The sequence below is a fragment of the Mycobacterium sp. URHB0044 genome (genome assembly GCF_000620625.1).
Classification (GTDB): domain Bacteria; phylum Actinomycetota; class Actinomycetes; order Mycobacteriales; family Mycobacteriaceae; genus Mycobacterium.
In genome coordinates this window covers 355,525-378,296 of the sequence record NZ_JIAW01000003.1, presented here as the reverse complement: position 1 = coordinate 378,296, position 22,772 = coordinate 355,525, and the positions used below count along the sequence as shown (strand labels likewise).

At 67.3% G+C, this 22,772-nt stretch carries 24 protein-coding genes and 1 tRNA gene; 10 read left to right on the top strand and 15 right to left on the bottom strand.

Going from position 1 to position 22,772, the window contains the following annotated elements; genetic code table 11:
• Positions 1-2 precede the first annotated feature (2 nt).
• The 3 genes from N536_RS0108595 to N536_RS0108585 form a co-directional block, all read right to left on the bottom strand.
• Positions 3-407, bottom strand: coding sequence for an HNH endonuclease (locus tag N536_RS0108595; protein ID WP_029113245.1), 405 nt, complete (start codon positions 405-407; stop codon positions 3-5).
• 46 nt (positions 408-453) lie between these two features.
• A tRNA-Thr gene (locus tag N536_RS0108590) sits at positions 454-528 on the bottom strand.
• 23 nt (positions 529-551) lie between these two features.
• Entirely contained in the window at positions 552-1,280 is a 729-nt protein-coding gene (locus N536_RS0108585; protein WP_029113244.1) for a hypothetical protein, read from the bottom strand.
• A 127-nt stretch (positions 1,281-1,407) separates the two neighbouring features.
• On the opposite strand from N536_RS0108585, the gene N536_RS0108580 reads away from it, so the two are divergent.
• Positions 1,408-2,130 carry a response regulator transcription factor gene (locus tag N536_RS0108580; RefSeq protein WP_029113243.1) on the top strand — a complete coding sequence of 241 codons (723 nt, stop codon included), beginning with the start codon at positions 1,408-1,410 and terminating at the stop codon, positions 2,128-2,130.
• Between the two features lie 43 nt (positions 2,131-2,173).
• Positions 2,174-3,607: a cell wall metabolism sensor histidine kinase WalK gene (locus N536_RS0108575; protein ID WP_029113242.1), complete on the top strand. Its 1,434-nt coding sequence runs from the start codon at positions 2,174-2,176 to the stop codon at positions 3,605-3,607.
• Between the two features lie 35 nt (positions 3,608-3,642).
• Here N536_RS0108575 and N536_RS0108570 read toward each other — a convergent pair whose 3' ends face one another.
• Entirely contained in the window at positions 3,643-4,047 is a 405-nt protein-coding gene (locus N536_RS0108570; RefSeq protein ID WP_029113241.1) for an HIT family protein, read from the bottom strand.
• A gap of 95 nt (positions 4,048-4,142) precedes the next feature.
• On the opposite strand from N536_RS0108570, the gene N536_RS0108565 reads away from it, so the two are divergent.
• From N536_RS0108565 to N536_RS37780, 3 genes are all read left to right on the top strand, one after another.
• A complete protein-coding gene (locus N536_RS0108565) occupies positions 4,143-5,387 on the top strand; it encodes a bifunctional glycosyltransferase family 2/GtrA family protein (RefSeq protein ID WP_081809103.1) in 1,245 nt (414 codons plus the stop codon).
• A 53-nt stretch (positions 5,388-5,440) separates the two neighbouring features.
• Positions 5,441-7,261 carry a glycosyltransferase family 39 protein gene (locus N536_RS37785; RefSeq protein ID WP_081809123.1) on the top strand — a complete coding sequence of 607 codons (1,821 nt, stop codon included), beginning with the start codon at positions 5,441-5,443 and terminating at the stop codon, positions 7,259-7,261.
• Between the two features lie 190 nt (positions 7,262-7,451).
• On the top strand, positions 7,452-7,766 hold the full coding sequence (locus N536_RS37780; protein WP_036435781.1) for a hypothetical protein: 315 nt from the start codon (positions 7,452-7,454) through the stop codon (positions 7,764-7,766).
• 10 nt (positions 7,767-7,776) lie between these two features.
• On the opposite strand, the gene N536_RS0108550 is transcribed toward N536_RS37780, so the two are convergent.
• The 10 genes from N536_RS0108550 to N536_RS0108505 all read right to left on the bottom strand — a co-directional run bounded on the left by N536_RS0108550 (position 7,777) and on the right by N536_RS0108505 (position 17,197).
• Positions 7,777-8,607 (bottom strand): SDR family NAD(P)-dependent oxidoreductase, encoded by an 831-nt coding sequence (locus N536_RS0108550; RefSeq protein WP_029113239.1) that lies wholly within the window; start codon positions 8,605-8,607, stop codon positions 7,777-7,779.
• Positions 8,608-8,642: 35 nt separating this feature from the next.
• Positions 8,643-9,074, bottom strand: a complete 432-nt coding sequence (locus tag N536_RS0108545; protein WP_081809102.1) for a ketosteroid isomerase family protein — start codon at positions 9,072-9,074, stop codon at positions 8,643-8,645.
• A gap of 16 nt (positions 9,075-9,090) precedes the next feature.
• Complete coding sequence (locus tag N536_RS0108540; protein WP_029113237.1) at positions 9,091-11,145, bottom strand: FAD-dependent oxidoreductase; 2,055 nt, start codon at positions 11,143-11,145, stop codon at positions 9,091-9,093.
• Positions 11,146-11,230: 85 nt separating this feature from the next.
• Positions 11,231-12,358: an NDMA-dependent alcohol dehydrogenase gene (locus tag N536_RS0108535; RefSeq protein WP_029113236.1), complete on the bottom strand. Its 1,128-nt coding sequence runs from the start codon at positions 12,356-12,358 to the stop codon at positions 11,231-11,233.
• 86 nt (positions 12,359-12,444) lie between these two features.
• On the bottom strand, positions 12,445-12,990 hold the full coding sequence (locus N536_RS0108530) for a hypothetical protein (RefSeq protein WP_029113235.1): 546 nt from the start codon (positions 12,988-12,990) through the stop codon (positions 12,445-12,447).
• A complete protein-coding gene (locus N536_RS0108525) occupies positions 12,990-13,196 on the bottom strand; it encodes a ferredoxin (RefSeq protein WP_029113234.1) in 207 nt (68 codons plus the stop codon). The genes N536_RS0108530 and N536_RS0108525 overlap by 1 nt, the downstream gene beginning before the upstream one ends.
• A gap of 8 nt (positions 13,197-13,204) precedes the next feature.
• A complete protein-coding gene (locus N536_RS0108520; RefSeq protein ID WP_029113233.1) occupies positions 13,205-14,560 on the bottom strand; it encodes a cytochrome P450 in 1,356 nt (451 codons plus the stop codon).
• Positions 14,557-15,387, bottom strand: a complete 831-nt coding sequence (locus N536_RS0108515) for an SDR family oxidoreductase (RefSeq protein WP_029113232.1) — start codon at positions 15,385-15,387, stop codon at positions 14,557-14,559. The genes N536_RS0108520 and N536_RS0108515 overlap by 4 nt, the downstream gene beginning before the upstream one ends.
• Positions 15,387-16,589, bottom strand: coding sequence for a cytochrome P450 (locus tag N536_RS0108510; RefSeq protein ID WP_029113231.1), 1,203 nt, complete (start codon positions 16,587-16,589; stop codon positions 15,387-15,389). Before N536_RS0108510 ends, N536_RS0108515 begins: the two co-directional genes overlap by 1 nt.
• Positions 16,586-17,197: a TetR/AcrR family transcriptional regulator gene (locus N536_RS0108505; protein ID WP_029113230.1), complete on the bottom strand. Its 612-nt coding sequence runs from the start codon at positions 17,195-17,197 to the stop codon at positions 16,586-16,588. The genes N536_RS0108510 and N536_RS0108505 overlap by 4 nt, the downstream gene beginning before the upstream one ends.
• Positions 17,198-17,395: 198 nt before the next feature.
• On the opposite strand from N536_RS0108505, the gene N536_RS0108500 reads away from it, so the two are divergent.
• Genes N536_RS0108500 through N536_RS0108480 form a run of 5 tightly spaced genes read left to right on the top strand, consistent with a single transcriptional unit; the run spans position 17,396 to position 22,171 of the window.
• Positions 17,396-18,865: an aldehyde dehydrogenase gene (locus N536_RS0108500; protein WP_029113229.1), complete on the top strand. Its 1,470-nt coding sequence runs from the start codon at positions 17,396-17,398 to the stop codon at positions 18,863-18,865.
• A 10-nt stretch (positions 18,866-18,875) separates the two neighbouring features.
• Complete coding sequence (locus N536_RS0108495) at positions 18,876-19,637, top strand: SDR family oxidoreductase (RefSeq protein WP_029113228.1); 762 nt, start codon at positions 18,876-18,878, stop codon at positions 19,635-19,637.
• Complete coding sequence (locus N536_RS0108490; protein ID WP_029113227.1) at positions 19,634-20,500, top strand: NAD(P)-dependent oxidoreductase; 867 nt, start codon at positions 19,634-19,636, stop codon at positions 20,498-20,500. The genes N536_RS0108495 and N536_RS0108490 overlap by 4 nt, the downstream gene beginning before the upstream one ends.
• Positions 20,501-20,502: 2 nt before the next feature.
• Positions 20,503-20,955 (top strand): carboxymuconolactone decarboxylase family protein, encoded by a 453-nt coding sequence (locus N536_RS0108485; protein ID WP_029113226.1) that lies wholly within the window; start codon positions 20,503-20,505, stop codon positions 20,953-20,955.
• On the top strand, positions 20,945-22,171 hold the full coding sequence (locus N536_RS0108480) for a hypothetical protein (protein ID WP_029113225.1): 1,227 nt from the start codon (positions 20,945-20,947) through the stop codon (positions 22,169-22,171). The genes N536_RS0108485 and N536_RS0108480 overlap by 11 nt, the downstream gene beginning before the upstream one ends.
• Here N536_RS0108480 and N536_RS0108475 read toward each other — a convergent pair.
• Positions 22,158-22,754 (bottom strand): TetR/AcrR family transcriptional regulator, encoded by a 597-nt coding sequence (locus tag N536_RS0108475; RefSeq protein ID WP_029113224.1) that lies wholly within the window; start codon positions 22,752-22,754, stop codon positions 22,158-22,160. The genes N536_RS0108480 and N536_RS0108475 overlap by 14 nt on opposite strands.
• Positions 22,755-22,772 lie beyond the last annotated feature (18 nt).

Below are 22,772 nucleotides of genomic sequence, written 5' to 3'. Positions count from 1 at the left end.
CGTCAGTACGACTGGCCGTTCGCGTAGCGCTGCCTGCGGTAATGGCGGCCCTTGCCGCGGTTCCGGCTCTTGTACGTCGCAAGCTGTGAATCGCAGTTCGGACAGATCAGCCGGAGGTTCTCCCGCCGATTGTTGGTCGAGTCCCCGTCGATGTGGTCCAACACGAAGGCCAGCGGCAGGTCCAGCCAGACGCTGGCTCCGCCGCAAATCGCGCAGCAGCCGGACTGAGCGGCGGCGAGATACTGCCGGATGTAGTGGTCGTGGTAGGTGGCGACGACCGCCTCGCCGGATTCGAGCCAACGTTTGGTACCGATTTCGCGCCGGACCAACGACTGACATGCGTTACTGCAGTAGATCTTCTGGCTGCGTTTCACGAGTTCCGAACCGCAGCCGCGGCACTGTCTCATGCTCCGAAGCTACGACCGGGCACCGACAACCAGCCGGCGTTGAAGTTGGAGCCTCCTATCGGGATTGAACCGATGACATTCCGCTTACAAGGCGAACGCTCTACCACTGAGCTAAGGAGGCCTGCGAGGCAGGAGTTTATCGGGTCACTCGTCGGCGTCGATAACGCGCTGCGACGTCACGGTCCGTGACGGCGGACGGCTCCTCGGGCGGCGGCCTGGGAACGGGATTCGATCGGCGATGTTGCTCAGCGGGTTGACCACCGCGCTGAGCGTGATGACGGCCTCGCGCAACGCCTCGATCGTCGGCTCCAATGCCTCGAGCCCCGGGGTCAGTCGGTTCAGCGTGTCCGCCACGGTCGCGAGCTGTTCGAGCGGACCGTTCTTCGCGGTGAGGGTGTCGATCACGCCGCCCTCGGCCAGTAGCCGATCGGCGACGCCATCCTCGGCCAGCACTCGGTCGAGCAGCCCGTCCTCGGCCAGCAGTTGGTCGACGAGTCCGCCCGGCTCGATGGCGCGCATCAGGCCGCTGTTCTCCTGCGTCAGCCGGTCGATCACACCGCCGGGCATGGTCAGCTTGTCCACCAGACCACCGGGCTGCAGCAGCCGGTCGACGGGTCCGTCCGGTGCCAGCGCCCGGCCAAGGGGCTGGTCCTCGTCCATCAGCTTGGCCAACCGATTGGCGCGGGCGACGGCGTCGTCGATGCCGAACATGCTGGCCACGGATGCCGGCCCTGGCCCCGCGCTGGTGTCACCGAGCGTGGTCTTCGCGACGCCCAGCGCCCCGTTGGCGACCGTCAGACCGGCGTCGGCAACGGCGAGGCCGATGCGGGCCGGCGCGGTGGCCAGGTCGACCAGGGTTTTGCCAAGATTCATCCAGCCAGTCTATGGCGGCGGTCACAGTCGCCCTGGTGGTTGCGCTTATCGCCTGGAAAACCAACTCACAGGAAGCTCACAGCGCTCCTGCAGGTGTAATGCCAGTAAATGGGTGGACGCTAGTCGCATGGCCATGGCTGCTGCGATCCCCGAATCCGTCCCAGAAGCGCGCGTCCTCGTCGTCGATGATGAAACTAACATCGTGGAACTGCTCTCCGTGAGCCTCAAGTTCCAGGGCTTCGAGGTGCATACCGCGTCGAGCGGTCCCGCCGCGCTGGACAAGGCCAGGGAGATACGGCCCGACGCCGTCATCCTCGACGTCATGATGCCGGGAATGGACGGGTTCGGCGTGCTGCGCCGCCTGCGCGCCGACGGCATCGATTCGCCGGCACTGTTCCTGACCGCACGCGACACCCTTCAGGACAAGATCGCCGGCCTGACGCTCGGCGGCGACGACTACGTCACCAAGCCGTTCAGCCTGGAAGAGGTGGTGGCCCGGTTGCGGGTGATCCTGCGGCGGTCGGGCCGCGGCGTCGAGGAGCCTCGCAGCGCTCGCCTTTCGTTCGCCGACATCGAGCTCGACGAGGACACCCACGAGGTGTGGAAGGCCGGCGAGCCGGTATCGCTGTCGCCCACCGAGTTCACGTTGCTGCGGTACTTCATCATCAACGCGGGCACGGTGCTGTCCAAGCCGAAGATCCTCGACCACGTCTGGCGCTACGACTTCGGCGGCGACGTCAACGTCGTCGAGTCCTACGTGTCGTACCTGCGGCGCAAGATCGACACCGGCGAGAAGCGGCTGCTGCACACGCTGCGCGGAGTTGGGTACGTGCTGCGCGAACCGCGGTAGTCAACAGCCGAAGATCTAGCTCGACCTAGCGAACAATAGGGGGATGGCGAGACTGCGCGGACGGGGCATTCCTCTTCGGGTCGGGCTGGTTGCCGCCACCCTGCTCCTGGTGGCGTGCGGCCTGCTGGCCTCCGGTGTCGCCGTCACGTCCATCATCAAGCACAGCCTCATCAACCGCGTCGACCAGACGTTGCTCGACGCCTCCCGCGGCTGGGCCCAAGCCCCCCGCCGGACGCCGAGCACCCCGATCGAAGGTCCCAACCCGGCCAGGCCACCGTCGAACTTCTACGTCCGCGGCATCGATCCGGACGGTCGCGTGTGGATGGCGGTCAACGACCGCGACGCCGAACCGGCGCTGCCCGACAACAATGACGTCGGACCGGTGCCTGTGACGGTCGGTTCGATCGACCACTCGAACGTGCAGTGGCGGGCGATGACGGTGCGCGGGCCCCGCGGTGAACTCACGACCGTCGCCATCGACCTGTCGGACGTGTCGTCGACGGTGCGCGCGCTGACCTGGTCGCAGGTCGGCCTCGGTGCGGCGGTGCTGCTGGTGCTCGGGATCGCCGGCTACGCCGTCGTGCATCGCAGCCTCCGGCCGCTCGTCGAAGTGGAGCAGACCGCGGCCGCGATCGCCGCGGGAGAGCTCGACCGCCGCATTCCACAACGTGACACACGCACCGAGGTTGGCCGATTATCGTTGGCGCTCAACGGAATGCTGGCCCAAATTCAGCGTGCGGTCGCGTCGTCGGAGTCGTCGGCCGAGCAGGCGCGTACCTCCGAAGACCGGATGCGCCGGTTCATCACCGACGCCAGCCACGAGCTGCGCACACCGCTGACCACCATCCGCGGCTTCGCCGAGCTGTACCGCCAGGGCGCCGCGCGCGACATGGAGTTGTTGATGAGCCGCATCGAGAGCGAGGCTCGGCGGATGGGTCTGCTCGTCGAGGATCTTCTGCTGCTGGCCCGCCTCGATGCGCAGCGCCCGCTCGAACGCAATCGCGTCGACCTGCTGTCGCTGGCCAGCGACGCGGTGCACGACGCCAGATCCGTTGCGCCCAAGCGCGACATCACGATGCAGGTCTTCGACGGGCCAGGCACGCCTGAGGTGCTCGGCGACGAGGCCCGGCTGCGGCAGGTGCTGAGCAACCTGGTCGCCAACGCGTTGCAGCACACGCCCGAGTCCGCGGGCGTCGCGGTGCGCGTCGGCACCGACGGCGGGAACGCCGTGCTCGAGGTCTGCGATGAGGGGCCCGGCATGACCGGCGAGGACGCGCAACGGGTGTTCGAGCGGTTCTACCGCACCGACTCGTCGAGGGCGCGGGCCAGCGGCGGCACCGGGCTGGGACTGTCGATCGTGGACTCGCTGGTGTACGCGCACGGCGGCACGGTCAGCGTCACCACCGCTCCAGGCAGCGGGTGCCGGTTCACGGTCACCCTGCCGCGCATCGCCGACGTGGCGGTACCGGTCGGTTAAATCGATTCCCCGGTCGCTTCGCTCCTGCCCGCCGGTTAGCCGAGTTCGGCCAGCGCCGCCTTGATCTTGGTCTGTGCCTCGTCGAGCGATTCGGGCGACGGGTCACGGTCGACGTTGGCGAAGCCGAAGTCGGTCAGGTTGTACGCCGGGAAGACGTGCACGTGTAGGTGCGGCACCTCGAGTCCGGCGATGATCACGCCGGAGCGCTGCGCCCCGAACGCCTTGCAGACGGCCTTGCCGATCTTCTGCGACACCGCCATCACCTGATTGAAGGCGGCGGGTTCGACGTCCTGCCAGTTGTCGATCTCCTCGCGCGGCACCACCAACGTGTGGCCCTGCGTCATCGGCTGGATGGTGAGGAACGCGACCACGTCGTCGTCCTCGTACACGAAGCGGCCCGGCAGTTCCCTGTTGATGATCTTGGTGAAGACGGAGGACATGGGTTCGAGCATGCCAGAACCGCGCTGCCAGCAACTTCCCAGCCTCGCCGCAGACCGGTGGCAGCTTGCTGGGCGACGGTTGACGCCATGTTCGAATGTCGCCGCCGGGCGGCTCCGTGACCGACCTGGCAGGGCCCAGACCGGCCGAGTTGGCTGCGCTCCCGGCGAAGCGCGACTACGTGCTGGACATCGTGATCCCGGTCTTCGACGAGGAACGCGACCTGCCTGGCAGCGTCCGGCGACTGCACCACTTCCTGGCCACCGAGGTGCCGTATCCGGCCCGGATCACGGTGGCCGACAACGCCAGCACCGACGGCACGCTCGCGGTGGCGCGGCAGCTGGCCCGCGAACTGCCCGACGTCGAGGTCATTCATCTCGACCGCAAGGGCCGCGGCGGCGCTCTGCACGCGGCGTGGATGTCGTCGACCGCGACGGTGGTGGCCTACATGGACGTCGACCTGTCCACCGACCTGACCGCGCTGATGCCGTTGGTGGCGCCCCTGATCTCGGGTCATTCTGATGTGGCCATTGGGTCACGCCTCTCGGCGTCGTCGCGGGTGGTCCGTGGGCCCAAGCGCGAATTCGTTTCGCGCAGTTACAATCTGATCCTGCGCGGCGCACTGGGTGCACGGTTCTCGGATGCCCAGTGTGGGTTCAAGGCGGTGCGCGCCGACGTGGCACGGCGATTGCTGCCCCTCGTCGCCGACACCGGTTGGTTCTTCGACACCGAACTGCTGGTCATCGCCGAGCGCGCTGGGCTGCGGATCCACGAGGTGCCGGTCGACTGGATCGACGACCCCGATTCCCGGGTCGACGTGCTGCGCACGGCGGTCAACGACCTCAAGGGTTGCTGGCGGGTGGGCCGGGCGCTGGCCACCGGGGCGCTTCCGGTGCGCGAACTGCAGGCCAGTCTCGGCCGCGAGCCCTTGGTGCCGGGCGTTCCCCACGGCATGGTCGGGCAATTGGTTCGGTTCGGAATCGTCGGTATCGCAAGCACATTGGCCTACGCCCTGCTGTATCTGATGTTGCACTCGACGATGGGTGCACAGGCCGCCAACCTGACCGCGCTGCTGCTCACCGCCGTCGCCAACACCGCAGCCAACCGGGCGTTCACGTTCGGCATCCGCGGCCGCGGCGGTGCCGCCCGCCATCAAATGCACGGCCTCGTCGTCTTCGCGTTCGGGCTGGCCATCACCAGCGGCTCGCTGTACGTCCTGCACCGCTTCGACCCGACGGTCGGCAAGGTCGTGGAGTTGTCCGTTCTCGTGGTCGCCAACCTGGTCGCCACGATGGTCCGGTTCGTCGCGTTGCGGCGGGTGTTCGGCGTGCACCGCATGTGACCCGCACCCGTTGGGCCCTCGCCGCGCTGCTCATCGGCAGCGCGGTGTTGTATATGTGGGACCTCAGTATGCAGGGCTGGGCCAACGTCTTCTATTCGGCTGCCGCCCAAGCTGGTTCGCAATCGTGGAAGGCCTTCCTGTTCGGATCGTCGGATGCGGCCAACTCCATCACCGTCGACAAGCCGCCGATGTCACTGTGGCCGATGGCGTTGTCGGTGCGGCTGTTCGGGCTCAACTCGTGGAGCCTCCTGGTGCCGCAGGCGCTGGCGGGCGTGGCGAGCGTGGCGTTGATGTGGGACACCGTGCGCCGCAGGTTCGGCGACGCGGCGGGTCTGATCGCGGGCGTGGTATTCGCGCTCACTCCGGTGGTGGTGGCCATCTTCCGGCACAACAATCCGGACGCACTGCTGGTGCTCTTGCTGACGGCTGCGCTGTGGGCGGCCCTGCGCACGGTCGACGACGGGCGCACCCGCTGGCTGGTGTTGTGCGGCGTGCTGGTCGGCTGTGGGTATCTGACCAAGCAACTGGTGGTGGTCCTGATGCTGCCCGCGTTGTTCGTCCCATACCTGATCGCCGGCCCACCGACCTGGCTGCGCCGGACGTGGCAGGTCGGTCTCGCGCTCGTCGCGGCGGTGCTGGCCGGCGGCTGGTGGGTGGCGTTGGTGCAGCTGTGGCCGGCCGACGACCGGCCGTGGATCGGTGGCTCCCAACACAATTCGGAGCTGGAACTGACGTTCGGCTACAACGGCTTCGGCAGGCTCAACGGGCACGAGGTGGGTAGCGTGGGCATGCCGCTCGGGCCGTCGGCGAAGGTCGCCCACGGTTTCGGCGGGCCGGGTGCCGGGCGGTTGTTCCAGGCGGCGCAGATCGGCCAGATCGCGTGGCTGCTACCGGCTGCCGTCGTGTTCTTGATCGCGTTGCTTGCCTGGCGATGGCGTGCGCCGCGCCGTGACGTCCGGCGGGCGTCGGTGCTGGCGTGGGGATTGTGGCTGATCGCCGCCGCAGTGGTGCTGAGCTTCATGGCCGGCATCTTCCACCCGTACTACACCGCGATACTCGGTCCGCCCATCGCGGCGCTAGTCGGCATTGGAGTCGCGGTGTGCTGGCAGCGACGCGGCCGATTGTGGGCGCAGGCGACGCTGGCTGCGGCGGGGGCGGCCACCGCGGTGACGGGATACGCGATCCTGCAGCACTTCCCGCGCTACTACCCGGGGCTGCGGTGGATCGTGGTGGCGTCCGTCGCCGTGCTGCTGGCGTGGCTGATGCGGGTCGATGCACCGTGGACACGGCGGCGCGACGTCCACGCGGTCGTACTGACCGCCGCGGTGGTGCTGGGGTTGGCAGGGCCGGCGGCATACGCGTTGACGACGGTGTCGCATCGCGCGCCCGGGGCATTGCCCGCCGCCGGTCCGGTGACGACGTCGACCGCTGCGTTGCTGGCCACGGCGGCGTTCAAGCAGTCCGAGACCGATGGGTCCACAATCGAGGCGGGTAGCTGCGGCCTCCTGAAGGCGGTCGCGCCACCCGTCGCAGTGGTGGACCGTCTCGAGGTGAATGCCGGTCACTTCACCTGGGTCGCGGCGACGGTCGGATCCACGTGCGCCGCGGGTTATCAACTGGCGACGCAAGATCCGGTGATGCCGGTCGGCGGCTTCAACGGCTCCGACCCGGCGCCGTCACGCAAGCAGTTCGAGCAGCTCGTCGCCGCACACCGCATCCACTACTTCATCACGATGACGGGCGACCATCGCACGGACTATCGCGTCGGCCAGCACCTGCTCGTCAGCGGGAAGATCCAGCAGTGGGTGCAGATGCACTTCACGCCGATCGTGGTGGGCGCCGCGACGATCTACGACCTGACGGCGCCGCGTTAGACGACACTCGTGCAGAACTCGCGTAATCCACGCCGATTTCTGCGTGAGCGTCGTTGCGCGGGGCCGAAGCACGACGCGTACGCAGATCTCGGCGCAATCCTCGCGAGTTCTGCACGTCAAGAATTTCCCAAGCGGTCGGATGCACTCTCTTGTTGTCACATATCACCGACCACCAGAGAGCTGAATCAACATGATGCGACGAATCGCAGTACTGGCCGGAGCGGCGCTGGTGTCGGGCGGGATGAGTCTGGCCTCGTTGGGGCTGGGCGCCGGCATCGCCCAAGCAGACCCCACGTCGGGTACCTGGTGCCCGGGCCAGCCAGTCCCCGGAGGTTTCGTAGAAGTGGACTGGGACTGGACGGTCTGCCACAACTTCTACGCCCCGGTGCGCGGATATCCGCCGCAGATCGTTGGACTCAAAGTCGAAGACGGCGGCCGTGGCGGCAACTGGCGCCTAGTCGCTGGCGAGGACACCAACGCAACCTGCCGATTCTTGGGGTGCTAGCGGACCTGCGCTAACCCGCGTCGACGAACCCGTCGAGATCCTCGATCGACCACGGCGGTGAGCCGTGGTGGTCCCGGTACGCGACGATGCTCGGAGTCTGACGGTCGAAGCGGCCGACGAAACCGCCTGCGGCGATGAAGATCTGGCCGGTGACGTCCTTGGCGAGGTCGCTGACCAGATAGGCGTACGTCGGTGCGGCGTACTCGGGCGGCGCGGCGTCGAGCGCACCCTGCATGCTGACGTCGTCGAGTAGCCCACGGCGATTCAGCTCGGCGATGTGAGCTTCGTACTCCGCACCGGTGGACAGTCGGGTCTTCGCACCTGGGCACACCACGTTCGCGCGCACCCCAAAGGCCTTGAGCTCGGCGGCGATCGCCAGCGTCAGGCCGTTGACGGCGCCCTTGCCCGCCGGGTACCCGGTGCCGCCGTAGTCGCCCAGGAACGCGAACGAGCTGGTGTTGACGATCGCACCGCCGCCGCGCGCCACCATCTTCGGCGCCGCCGCGCGGCACGTCTCGAACACCGTGCCGAGATGCGCGTCGAGCAGCTCGTGGAACTGCGCGGAGGTGACGGTCAGGATCGACGAACCGGCAGGCTCGGCCGTGCCCGCGCAGTTGACGAGGATGTCGATGCCACCGAATTCGTCGACGCAGAAGTCGATCAGCGCGTCGGCGGTGTCCGGATCGGCTGGCGACCCGGCGAACGCGCTCGCCCGCCCGCCGATGCGTTCCACGGCCTCCGACACGGCGTCGAAGTCTCGGCCGTTGACCACCACGCCGGCACCGAGGGCGGTCAACAGTTCGGCGACCGCGAGCCCGATGCCGCGGGAACCACCGACCACGACGGCGCCGCGGCCGGCCAGCGGCCCGTCGATGGTCAGCTTTGGCCCTCCTGGCCGAACTGCATCACGTCCATGTTCCAGTAGCCCCGCATGTTGGCGATCAGACCGGCCTCGTTGACGCGGTAGGTGAACACGCCGCGCACGGTGCTGGTGAAGCCGCCCTCGAACTTGCTGCGCAGCACCAGAATATGGGCCACCTCGTCGGGGGAGCTGGAGGGAAACGTCTCCTCACAGGTGATCCGGAGTTGGTTGGCGGAGATGTTCGCGTCGTAGAACGCGGCGAGGGCCTCCTTGCCGCGCACACCGGTGCCGTCGGGGTTGGTCACCGACGGTCCGATCGGATCCTCGACGACGACCTCGTCGGCCATCAACGCCAGCCAGCCCTCGCGGTCGTGGGCCTGCACGCACCGCCACGACGACTGCGATGCGGCGAGCGCGGGTGAGTGCTGAGCGGTCTCCTGTGACACGGTGATTCTCCTTTTACTAGATGGCGCAGGCGGCGCGGGCGCCGTCTTCGGTGGCCTTGCGGACGAGTCCAAGACCCGTGCAATCACCCGCCGCGGTGACTGCAGAGTTCGGTAATGCGGCGCTGAGCTTCTCGTACAGTTCGGTATTGGCCTGCAGTGCGCCGGCGACGACCACGCTGTCGGCGGACAGGTGGCGGCTGGTGCCGCCGGCCGGGGTGAACATCAACCCCGCGGGAACGATCCGTTCGACCTCGGCACGTACGTGGACGGTGACGCCAAGATGGTCGAGCCGGTCCATGTGTTCGGTCTTCCGCTTGCCGCCGATCTCGGGGGCGACCACCTTCCCCGATTCCAGGATGGTCACGAAACGTCCACGTGCGGCGAGGAATTCGGCCAGTTCCAGCGCGACGAGGTCGCCACCGACGATGGCGACGCGGGCACCAAGCGGCATCCACGCCTTGGTCGCCAGCCTTACCGCTGACGGGCGCACCAGGCGCTGCCGCCAGCCACCGAGGACCCGCGCACCGAGGCGCTGCCAGCCCGGGGCGTCGGCGTCGGCGTGTCCGGCCAGCAGTTCGCGCAGTGCTGGCCCGCGCTGCACCAGCGGGAGGTGATCGCCCGGGATCGAGGGCAGCACCACGTGGCCGCCGTTGGCCACCACCACGGCGTCGGGCGCCGTCTCGACGACGTCGTCGGCGCACACCTCGTGGCCAAGCACCACGTTCACGCTGCTGCGGGCGATCTCGTCGCGCAGGTAGCGCAGGAACGGCTCGTTCTCGGGATGCAGGATCGACGCCCAGACCAGGGCGCCACCGAGCTGGTCGTTGCGCTCGAACAGCGTGACGTGGTGGCCGCGCTCGGCCGCCACCCGTGCCGCTTCCAGTCCGGCTGGGCCGCTGCCGATCACGGTCACCCGCTTCGCGCGCTCGGCGCGACGGACGGCCAGTTCGCGTTCCTTGCCGGTCCGCGGGTTGACCGCGCAGTCCACCGAGAAGCGTTGTTCCATGGCGTCGATGCAGTTCTCGCAGGAGATGCACTTGCGGACACGGGTGGCCTGGCCGGAGGCGACCTTCAGCGCGAGTTCGGGGTCGGCCAGCATCGGGCGGCCCATCGCGATGAAGTCGGCGCGACCGTTGGCGAGGATCCATTCGGCGCGCGCCGGGTCGTGGATGCGGCCCACCGCGATCACCGGGACGTCGACCACCTGCTTGACGGCCGCCGCCGCCCCCACGTTCAGCGCGTCGCCGTCGTCGGCGGCGTTGACCATCCCCGTCACCAGCCGGTCGATCACGCCGCCGCTGACGTGGAAGGCGTCCACACCGGCCGCGACGAGTTGCGGTGCCACCTGGGCGGTTTCGGACATCGGACGGCCGCCCGCGACGCGTTCGTAGCCGGAGATTCGCAGCGTGATCGGGAATGCGTCACCCACCTCGGAGCGGATGGCCGCCAGCGCCTCGAGCACCACCCGCAGTCGGCCCTGCACGGAGTCGCCGCGGTACTCGTCTGTGCGCCGATTGCGTTGCGGGGCAAGGAAGGAGCCGAGGAACATGTACCCGTGCGCGGCGTGCAGTTCGATGCCGTCGTACCCCGCCTCGGCGGCACGCCGCACCGCAGCCTTGAACAGGTCGAACACCTCGACGATCTGTTCACGCGTCACCTCGGCCGACGGCCGGCCGGTGAGGTACGACGGGATGACCGACGGCCCGATCGACGTGACGCCGTGCATCTCCGGCCCGAGGCCGTCCGGGCCGGCATGCACGATCTGGGGCTGAATCTTGGCGCCGTGCTCGTGCACGGCGTCCACCAGCGCACGGTGCGCATCGACCGCGGCGTCGGTGCCCAGGTGCAGGCCGCCGGGTGTCTCCGGGTGGTGATGGTCGATGCCCGTGGCGCCGACCGTGATCAGCCCGACGCCGCCCTTGGCGCGGGCGACGAAGTAGTCGCGAGTGCGCTCGGACGGCAGCCCGTCGGGTGTGCCGTACATGGTTTCCATCGGCGACATGACGATGCGGTTGCGCACGTGCATCGAGCCGATGCGGCCCGGCGCCAAGAGGTGGGCGAATTGGCTCAACGTGCGAAGCGCCCGGCGAATGCGCGCAGCGGCCGGCCGGCGCTGGTGACGATGCCCCGCACAGGGCTACTCACCCGATCATCTCCTACCTGTCGGCATCGGTGTAGCGGATGACGCCGCGAATGTTGCGACCCTCCAACATGTCCTTGTAGCCGTCGTTGATCTGCTCCAGCTTGTATTGGCGGGTGATCATGTCGTCGATGTTGAGCTTGCCTGCCTTGTACATCGACAGCAGCTGAGGGATGTCGTAGTGCGGATTGCCGCCGCCGAAGATGGTGCCCTGCAGGCGTTTCTGCATCAGGGTCAGCATCGCCAGGTTCAAGCTGACATTGGAGTCCAGCAGGCTGCCGATGGCCGTCAGCACGGTCGTACCACCCTTGGCGGTCAGGTTGACGTAGCTGTCGACGTCAGCGCCGTGCAACTCGCCGACCGTCACGATGACCTGCTTGGCCATCAGCCCGTGGGTGACCTCGGCGATGCCGCCGAACGCCGACTCCAGGTCCGGATAGGCATGCGTGCCACCGAACTTCAGCGCGGCGTCACGCTTCCACTCGACGGGTTCGATCACGAAGATGTTGCGAGCGCCCGCGTTGGCCGCACCCTGCAGTGCGGACATGCCGACCCCGCCGACGCCGATGATGGCGACGTCGTCGCCCGGGCGGATGTCGCCGGCCTTCACGGCCGAACCGTAGCCCGTCGTCACGCCACAGCCCACCAGGCAGGCGACCTCGAATGGAATCGACTTGTCGATCTTCACCACCGAGCTCTTGTGCACCACCATGTACGGGCTGAACGTGCCGAGCAGCGTCATGGGGAAGACGGGCTGGCCGTTGGCCGTAATGCGGTGGGTGTTGTCGGAGACGGCCAGGCCACCGAGTAGGCCCGCGCCCAGATCGCAGAGGTTGCGCATCCCGGCCTGACACGACGGACATGCACCACACGACGGGATGAAGGACAGCACGACGTGATCGCCGGGCTCGATGTCCTCGACGCCGGGGCCGACCTCGGTGACGATGCCGGCGCCCTCGTGGCCGCCGAGCACCGGGAAGCCGGCCATCGGGATGCCTCCGGTGACCAGGTGGTGGTCGGAGTGGCACATGCCCGACGCTTCCATCTGGATCTTGACCTCGTCCTTGACCGGATCGCCGATCTCGATCTCCTCGATGGACCACGGCTTGTTGAACTCCCAGATGAGAGCGCCTTTTGTCTTCATCGCGACCTGCTTTCCGTAGGGGACGTGCATCCGAGGTTAAGTTATCTACATCACAGCATGACCAACCGGGTGGTTGGCCGCCAGACCTACCAAATCGGGACCGGGCTCTTGCCAAGCGGGTAGTAGCCGGGCAGCTTCTCGCCGGCCAGGCTGCGCTCGATGCGCTTCTGCATGCCGTCGGAGAGCTTGCCCGCCTTCATCAGGTCGAGGTAGAGCTTCTGGACGTGGTTGAAGTCGAAGAAGTCGCGCTGCCACTCGATCTTGAGCTCGGCGTTCAGGCGGAACCAGCTGCCGCCGATGCCGTAGATCTCGGACTGCGTGCCATCGGAGTCGGTGGCGACCTGCTTCCAGAAGCCGACGATCTCGCCCTGCTTGTCGTCGATGATGACCTTCTGGTACGGGTAGGTCCAGTTCTCCAGGCCGGCCATCTCGAGGCCAAGCGCGATGTCGCGGATCTCGTCGATGCCGATGCACATCACGTCTTCCTTCGGGCCGATGTTCCAGCCGTAGGTGGCGTCGTCGGCGTAGAAGTCCGCCAACGGCTTCCAGTCACCGGCCTTCTCGGCGTCGCGGTTGACTTGCAGCCACCGCTCGACCCAGTTCTCCAGTTCGTCCCGCGACAGTGAGGGCATCAGTCTTCCTTCTCTCGTATCAACAAGGCTTGGGTGGGACACATGGCGACGGCGCGTTCGATCTCGTCTCTGGCGTCGCCGGGCGGTTCGGCGTCGAGGATCTCGACCTTGCCGCGCTTGGGCACCGTGAAGTAGTCGGGTGCCTCGAGTTCGCACATCGCGTGGCCCTGACACAGGTCCAGGTCGACTTCGATCCGGTATGCCATCGCGTCTCCTAGCCGGTGCGCTTCCGGTAGCGCACCTTGGCAGGGCGCTCCAACTGCACCACCATCTTGGAGTGATCGTTGCGGTACGAGTCGGCCGGTTGCGCCATCTCGAAGTCATACTCGCGCAACAGGACCGAGAAGATGGCCTTGATCTGCATGGTGGCGAACGCCGCCCCGACGCAGCGGTGCCTGCCCGCCCCGAACGGGATCCAGGTCCACCGATTGATCAGATCCTCCTGCCGCGGCTTGTCGTACCGGTCGGGCACGAACGCGTCGGGGTCGGGGAAGTCCTCGGGAATCCGGTTGCTGATGGCGGGGGACGCTGCCACCATCTCGCCTTCGTGGATCGGGTAGCCGGCCACCTCGAACTCGCCCTTGGCCACGCGCATCAGGATGATCAGCGGCGGATGCAACCGCAGTGTCTCCTTGATGACGTTCTCCAGCTTCGGAATCTGGCGCAGCGCATGGAAACTCACCTCCTGGCCGTCGGCGTAGAGGTCGTCGAGCTCCGCGATGACACCGGCCATGACGTCGGGGTGGCGCAGCATCTCGATGAGCGTCCAGGACGACGTCCCGGAACTGGTGTGGTGCCCGGCGAACATCATCGAGATGAACATGCCGGTGATCTCGTTGGCCGAGAAGCGCAGGTTGCCCTCCTCGTCCTTGATGGTGATCAGCACGTCGAGCATGTCGCGGTCGGCCTTGTCGGGGCGCCCGGCCGCGATCCGGCTGTTCATGATCTCCTGCACCAGCGCCACCAGACCGACGCGTGCTTCGTCGCGCAGGCGGAAGCTTTCGATGTCGAGGTACGGGTCGACGTAGCACAGCGGGTCGGTGCCACGCTCCAACTGGTGGTACAGATGGGCGAACCGGTCGTCGAGTTCCTCGCGGAACTTGCGGCCGATGAGACACGCCGACGAGGTGTAGATGGTCAACTCGGCGAAGAAGTCGAGGAGATCGATTTCACCGGAATCGCCCCAGCCGGCGATCATCCGGCGGACCTCGTGTTCGATGGTGGCGGCGTGGCCCTTCATCTGCTCGCCCCGGAGGGCGGAGTTGTGCAGCATCTCCTTGCGCCGCTCGGGATCGGTGTCGAACACCACGCCCTCGCCGAAGATCGGCGTCATGAACGGGTAGGCGGCGGCCTGGTCCAAATCCTCGTCGCTGGAACGGAAGAAGAATTCGTTGGCGTCGGCCCCGGACAGGAACACCACCTGCTTGTCGGCGAGTTGGAAGATGCCGACGTCGCCGCATTCCTCGCGCACCCGCTGCATCAGGGCGATGGGGTCGGTGCGGAACTCCTCGAGGTGTCCGTGTTCTTCCTCGCCGCCGGACACCCGGGGGACAGCGGTCGTCGTGGTCATGCCGGAGGCATCCCTTCTTCACCGAGCTTGAGCTGTTGACGTTCCTCGGGGGCGCTGGCCAGCGGCGCCTCCGGTTGAAGTTCCATGTTCGCGATGAACCCGCCACGCGGCGTCTCGGCGACGAACGTGATGGCCCGCGCGAGATCCGATGCGCGCAAGAAGTAGTCGTGCCGGGCCTGACCCCACTTGGCCCAGTCCTCGAGCGCGGGTCCGATGGCCTCGGCGGGCAGACTCCAACCCATGGACGTCTTCGTCGGGCCGGGGTGCACGATCGAGGCGCGCACGCCGGTGCCCTCCAATTCCATCTGGAAGTTGGTGACCATGGCGACGAGTGCGGCCTTCGCCGCGCCGTAGGCGCCCATGTGCGGACGTTGGCGCAGTGCGACGTCGGAGCCGACGAAGATCAGGTCGCCGCGTTGACGTTCCAGCATGCCGGGCAACACCGCGGTCGCCAATCGGTTCGCGCCGATGAGGTGGATCTGGATCTGCGATTCGAACGTGTCGGTGCTGATTTCGTGCAGCCGCCCGAAGAACGTGTCGCCTGCACCGGCGACCATCACCTCGATCTCGCCGAGTGCGTCGACGGACTGCGAGACGAACGACTTCACCGAATCGGGATCGGTGACGTCGAGGTGGAAGGCGACGGCTTCGCCTCCGTCGCTGCGGATTTGGCCGACGAGTTCGTCGAGCTTCTCCACCCGCCTGGCGCCGAGCGCGACGGGAAAGCCGCGGCTGGCGAGTTCGATCGCAGTGGCCGCGCCGATGCCGGATGACGCACCGGCGACGACGGCAGGTCTGCGGTCGGGGAGTGGGGAGAACCGGGGCATCAGCGAACCTCCACGGTGATGGGTAGGCGGGCGAATCCGCGGACGTTGCTCGAGTGGACGCGGACGGCGTTGGCCTCGTCCACCTCGAATCCGCGGATGCGCTTGAAGAGTTCGGTCAGCGCGACGCGCGCTTCCATCCGAGCCAGGTGCGCGCCGAGACAGAAGTGGGCACCGCTGCCGAAACTCACCAGCTTCGAGCCGATGTCGCGGCCGATGCGATAGTCGTCGGCGTCGGTGAACACGCGGTCGTCGCGGTTGGCGGACCCCGGCAGCAGCAGCAGCACGTCGCCGTCGGGAATCGTGGTGTCGTACAACGTCAATTCCCCTGACACGGTGCGGGCCAGGATCTGGCTGGACGTGTCGTAGCGCAGCGTTTCCTCGACCCACAGCGGGATGAGGGAGTGGTCCTCGTAGACCGGCGCCAGCTGATCGGGGTTCTTGAAACCCCAATAGGCCGCGTTGGCAAGCAGTTTGGTGGTGGTCTCGTTACCGGCGACGACCATCAGGAACAGGAACGCCATGATCTCTTCGTCGGTCAGCCGGTCGCCGTCGATCTCGGCCTCCAGCAGCGCCGACGTCAGGTCGTCGGAGGGCTGCTTGCGGCGCTGGGCGACCATCTCGGCGTAGTAGACCATCAGCTCCGCTGACGCCTGCATCGCCTCGGCGGGCACGTCGGCCACGCCCTCGTCGCGGTGCATGACGCCGTCGGCGAGGCCGCGGATGCGGTCGCGGTCGGCCACCGGCACGCCCATGAGTTCGGAGATCACGTCCATCGGCAGTTTGCCCGCGAACTCCTCGACGTAGTCAAAGGCGGTGGACTGCAGCGCGGAATCGAGGTGCTGGACGGCGATCTCGGTGACGCGAGACTCGAGCTCGCGAATGCGCCTCGGCGTGAAGCCCTTCGACACCAACGTGCGCAACCGCAGATGCGCCGGGTCGTCCAGCGCAAGGAACGACATCACCCGATGGGCATCGGTGTTGCGCGAGATCGGATCGAGCGAGACGCCATACCGGTTGGACAGCGTGGTGCTGTTGCGGAAGCCGGCCAGCACGTCGCTGTGTCGCGACAGCGCCCAGAACTTCAGCTCCTCATTGCGGTACAGCGGTGCCTCGTCGCGCAGGCGCCGGTAGTAGGGGTACGGCTCCTCGTGGAAGTGGTAGTCGTACGGGTTGAGAATCGGGGCAGTCGTCTCGATGCTCATCGGTCGTCTTCTCCAAGAATGAGGCCGACGACGTAACTGAGCCGGTCGGCGATCTGGTGATAGGTGAAGGCGCCGCTGCCTGCGTTCACCAGCGCGCCGAAGTACGTCATCTCCAAAGCCGAGACCACGCGGGCATCGGCGTCGGGCCCGACGGCCGACCTGATGCGACGGTGGATCTCGCCACCGATGCGGTCGCGAACCTTGCGGACGGTGGGGTCGCTCGCGGACAGCAGCGCGGTGGTGCACGCCGCCGCCACCTCGGGTTCGTCGGCGACCGCGAGCGTGAGGCTGCGCAGCGCCTTCTCGACGCGGCTCGGCATGGGCTCGTTGACGTCGGTGAAGTACGGCACCTGCTGCATCAGGTCGAGGTACACCTCGGCGATCAGGTGGTTCTTCGACGAGAAGTAGGTGTAGGCGGTGGCGGGTGCGACCTTCGCGCGCGCGGCCACGGCCCGCACGGTCAGGTCGGCATAGGACGACTCGCGGAGCATGGCCATGCCTGCAGTGAGGACCTTGCGGAAGGTCTCCTCCTGCCGCCGGTTGCGCGTCGTCTCGCCGGGGTCGGTCGGTGATCCGCCTGGGGCGGCAACCACGGCATCGCTGGACACATGTCCAAGTTATCCGACGACCGCGCCCGGAGGCAAGCACATCGGACAAAATGGCGCGTGAAGTGCATGAATCTTCAGCATCGCGGCTAGGCGGCGGCCCACCCTTGCGACCGGCGGCGGTCTGCGGTTATGGTTCGATGGAACGTGGTCGGACAGTTGTCCAGGCATCCACACCGGATTCGGCACAGGGGAGTTCCGATGGCGCTATTGAGCGATCGCGAGAGTCGACTTCTCATCGACGGCAAGCTGGTCACGGGCAGCGGAGGCACGTTCCCGACGGCCAACCCCGCCACCGAAGAGGTGCTTGGCGTCGCGGCCGACGCCACCGCCGATGACATGGATTCGGCCATCGGGGCCGCCCGTCGGGCGTTCGACGAGACCGACTGGGCCACCAACGTCGAGCTCCGCGTGCGGTGCATCCGCCAGCTGCAACAGGCGATGCGTGATCACGTCGAGGAGCTGCGCGAGCTGACGATCGCGGAGGTCGGCGCGCCGCGGATGCTGACCTCGATGGCTCAGCTCGAGGGCCCTGTCGAGGATTTGAGCTTCTGCGCGGACACCGCGGAGTCGTATGAGTGGACCTCCGACTACGGCATCGCATCGCCGATGGGCATCAAGACCCACCGCACGATCGCACGGGAAGCGATCGGCGTGGTCGGCGCCATCACGCCGTGGAACTTCCCGCATCAGATCAACCTCGCCAAGATCGGTCCGGCGCTGGCGGCGGGAAACACGTTGGTGCTCAAGCCCGCTCCCGACACACCGTGGGCGGCGGCGGTTCTCGGCGAGCTGATCACCGAGTACACCGACTTCCCCGCGGGTGTGGTCAACATCGTCACGTCCAGTGACCACTCGGTTGGTGCGCTGCTGTCGAAGGACCCTCGCGTGGACATGGTGTCGTTCACCGGGTCGACGAACACCGGGCGCGCCGTCATGTCCGACGCGGCGGCCACGCTCAAGAAGGTGTTCCTCGAACTCGGTGGAAAGTCGGCGTTTCTGGTGCTCGACGACGCCGACCTGGCGGCAGCGTGCTCGATGTCGGCGTTCACGGCGTCGATGCACGCAGGGCAGGGCTGCGCGATCACCACGCGGCTGGTGGTGCCCCGCGCACGCTATGACGAGGCGGTCGAGGCCGCCGCGGGCACCATGGCCGGGCTGAAGCCGGGCGACCCGAACGATCCGGGCACGGTCTGCGGGCCGGTGATCTCCGCGCGCCAGCGTGACCGCATTCAGGGCTACCTGGATTCCGCCGTCGCCGAGGGTGGCCGGTTCGCTTGCGGCGGAGGGCGACCCGCCGACCGGGACACCGGTTTCTTCATCGAGCCGACGGTGATCGCGGGTCTGGACAACGGTGCGAAGGTGGCGCAGGAGGAGATCTTCGGCCCGGTGTTGACGGTCATCGCCCACGACGGCGACGACGACGCCGTGCGCATCGCGAACGACTCGCCGTACGGCCTGTCGGGCACGGTGTTCTCGGGAGACGACGAGCGGGCGGCCGCGGTGGCGGCGCGGATGCGGGTCGGCACCGTCAACGTCAACGGTGGGGTCTGGTACTCGGCGGACATGCCGTTCGGCGGCTACAAACAGTCCGGCATCGGCCGGGAGATGGGGCTCGCGGGTTTCGAGGAGTACCTCGAGACCAAGGCGATTGCCACGGCAGCGAATTAAGGAGACATCGGTGGGACTCTACGGCGATCAGTTCAAGGACAAGGTGGCCATCGTCACCGGATCCGGTGGCGGCATCGGTCAGGCCTACGCCGAAGCGCTGGCTCGGGAAGGTGCGGCCGTGGTGGTCGCCGACATCAACACCGAGGGCGCCCAGAAGGTCGCCGACGGCATCAAGGGTGAGGGCGGCAACGCGCTGGCGGTGCGTGTCGACGTGTCCGACCCGGAGTCGGCCAAGGAGATGGCTGCGCAGGCACTTTCGGAGTTCGGCGGCATCGACTACCTGGTCAACAACGCCGCGATCTTCGGCGGGATGAAGCTCGACTTCCTCATCACCGTCGACTGGGACTACTACAAGAAGTTCATGAGCGTGAACCTCGACGGTGCGCTGGTGTGCACCCGCGCGGTGTACCGCAAGATGGCCAAGCGGGGTGGTGGCGCGATCGTCAACCAGTCCTCGACGGCGGCGTGGATGTACTCGAACTTCTACGGGCTGGCCAAGGTTGGCATCAACGGCTTGACTCAACAGCTGGCCACCGAACTCGGCGGCCAGAACATCCGGATCAACGCGATCGCGCCCGGCCCCATCGATACCGAGGCCAATCGGAGCACCACGCCGCAGGAGATGGTCGCCGACATCGTGAAGGGAATCCCGCTGTCGCGCATGGGCGAGGTCGACGACCTGACCGGCATGTGCCTGTTCCTACTGTCGGATCAGGCCAAGTGGATCACCGGGCAGATCTTCAACGTCGACGGCGGACAGATCATCAGATGAGTGAGCTGAAGTTGGGGTACATCGGCCTGGGCAACCAGGGGGCACCGATGGCCAAGCGCCTCGTCGAATGGCCTGGCGGCCTGACGGTGTTCGACGTGCGCACCGACGCCATGACGCCGCTGGCCGAACTGGGCGCCAGCCTCGCCGACAGCGTGGCCGACGTTGCAAAGGCTGATGTCATCAGCGTCACCGTGCTCACCGACGAGCAGGTGCGCAGCGTCGTCGGTGAACTCGCGGCCCATGCCGAGCCCGGTACCGTCATCGCGATCCACTCCACGATCGAACCCGGCACGGCCGGTGAGCTGGCGGACGAGTTGCGGCCCAGGGGGATTCACATCGTGGATGCGCCAGTCAGTGGTGGTGCCGGCGCTGCTGAAAAGGGTGAACTCGCGGTCATGGTCGGGGCCGACGACGAGGTCTACGACATCGTGAAGCCGGTGTTCAAGCAGTGGGCCTCGATGGTCGTCCGCGCGGGGGAGCCCGGCGCGGGAACCCGGATGAAGCTCGCCCGGAACATGCTGACCTTCATCGGCTTCGCCGCCGCGTGCGAAGCGGCGAAACTGGCGGAGGCGGCGGGCATCGACCTGCAGAAGCTCGGCCGGGTGGTCAGGCACAGCGACGCCCAGAGCGGCGGGCCAGGCGCGATCATGGTGCGCGACGACACCAAACCCCTTGGGCCCGACCACTTCGTCTACGACATGTTCATCCATACCCGCGGACTGGCCGAGAAGGATCTGCGGTTGGCGCTCGGCCTCGGCGAGGCCACCGGGGTCGAACTGCCGCTGGCCGAGATCGCCTTGCGTGACCTGGCCGCCGGGCTCGGCGTGCCGCACACGACTTCGACGTACGAGGGTGAGGGATAGCGATGGACGAGCTGCGCCGCAAGGGCCTCGACAAGATGAACGAGGTCTACGGTTGGGAGATGCCCGACATGCCGGGTGATTACTTCGCGCTGACGGCCGATCACCTGTTCGGAACGATCTGGAGCCGCCCAGGCCTGTCGATGCGCGAGAAGCGCATGATGACGCTGACCTGCGTCACCGCGCTGGGCATAACGGATCTCGCCGAGATTCAAGTCAACGCCGCCCTGCACAACGGCGAACTCACCGAGGAAGAGCTCAAGGAGATGGCGATCTTCCTGACCCACTACCTAGGCTTTCCCCTTGGCTCCAAGCTGGACGGGGTCGTGACGAAGGTGGCGGGCAAGCGGAGGAAGGATGCGGAGAAGGGGAGTGGGAAGGACACGGCCGAAGAAAGACGAGCCAACGTCAATGCGGCCCTGAACATGCACTCGGGGAGCAAACTCGATGAACAGTAGGTACGCTGCGCTCTCCCGCGACGAACTGGCCACCCTGGTACCGGAGCTCCTGCTGATCGGACAGCTCATCGACCGCTCCGGAATGGCTTGGTGCATATCCGAATTCGGCCGCGAGGAGATGCTGCAGATCGCCATCGAGGAGTGGATGGGCGCCAGCCCGCTCTACACCAGGCGGATGCAGAGGGCGCTGCGCTACGAGGGCGTCGACGTCATCACGATCTTCAAGGGCCTGCAGCTGGACATCGGCGCGCCACCGCAATTCATGGACTTCCGCTACACCGTGCACGACCGCTGGCACGGCGAGTTCCACCTCGACCACTGCGGCGCGCTCATGGACGTCGAGCCGATGGGCGAGGACTACGTGCGCGGCATGTGCCACGACATCGAAGACCCCACCTTCGACGCCACCGCCGTCGCCACCAACGCGAAGGCGCAGATCCGGCCCATCCACCGGCCACCGCGGACGCCGTCGGACCGCCAGCCGCACTGCGCGTGGACGGTGATCATCGACGAGTCCTACCCGGAGGTCTCCGGCATCCCGGCGCTCGAGGTCGTCGGCGCCTCCCGTGCCGCGCACACCGAACTCGACCCGATCGATCCGTCCGACGAGGGCCAGGCCGACTACTCCGGGCCATTGCTCTCGGACGTCGACTTCGGCGCGTTCTCCCATTCGGCATTGGTCCGAATCGCCGACGAGGTGTGCCTGCAGATGCATCTGCTGTACCTGTCGTTCGCGCTCGCGGTGCGCGCCAGGGCGGGAAGTGATGCGGCCCTGGCGGATTCGATTTGCACCAAACAGCTCATCGGGATCGCGGGCGTCGCGGCGGAGCGCATCCGCGGGGCGCTGTCGCTGCCCGGCGGCGTCAAGGGCGCGCTGCGCGTCCTCGAGCTGCATCCGCTGCTGAACCCGGCGGCCTACGTATCGGTCGACGTCGACAAGGACTTCCTGCACGTCCGAAGGTCACCGGCCTACGAGGACGGCGCCTGGATCTCGTTGTGCTCGCCGGTGGCGGACAAGCCGCTGCAGGCCATCGTCGCGGCGGTCGATCCGCATCTGCGCGCCGAACTGTCCGGTACGCAGTCCGACTGGACTGTGCGCGTCATCGAAACCGATACGCCCGCCAAGGAATTCGACGAGGTCGCGGTCGCCAAGATCAGTGGCGGCGCGACGTGGGTGTTCCAGGATCGGAAGTCGTTGCCGCTCACGGTCGTGTGACGGCCGAACCCACCCATCGTCTCAAGTAGTCGCGCAGGCCCTCGCCGGTCCGCGGCGGGCGGCCAGGGTCGATGACGAACGACTGGATGATGCGCAGCAGGTGTTCGGCGAGCTCGTCGAGCTCGTCGTCTGTGTAGCCCAGCGCGGCCCAGTCGACGTCGAAACGGCGCAGCATCGAGTTGGCGAATTGCAGCGCGACGTCGGACGTCACGGACTCGGTGTGCGCGGTGGCGCGGCCGGGCACGATCAGCAGGCCGATGTGCTTGTCCTTCGGCAACCACTCGAGCGCGGTGGCAATGGCCTCGGTCACGGCCTCGACGGGCTCGGTGATCCCGCGCAGGTGCTCGGCCAGCCGCAAAAGGAAGTCGTCCGCGGCGCGCACTGCTGCGGCAATCAGGAGCGCGTCGGTGCTTGGGAAGTACCGGTACACGGTTTGGCGCGTGACGCCGAGCGTGCGGGCGACGTCGGCGATGCTGAAGTCGGCGCCACGCTCGTCGATGGCCTTGCCTGCGGCGACGAGGATCCGCTCGACGGCCTCGTCGTCGCTTGCCGGGGCCGATCCCGACCAGCCGTGAGTGCGCACGCCGGGAATGATAGCTGG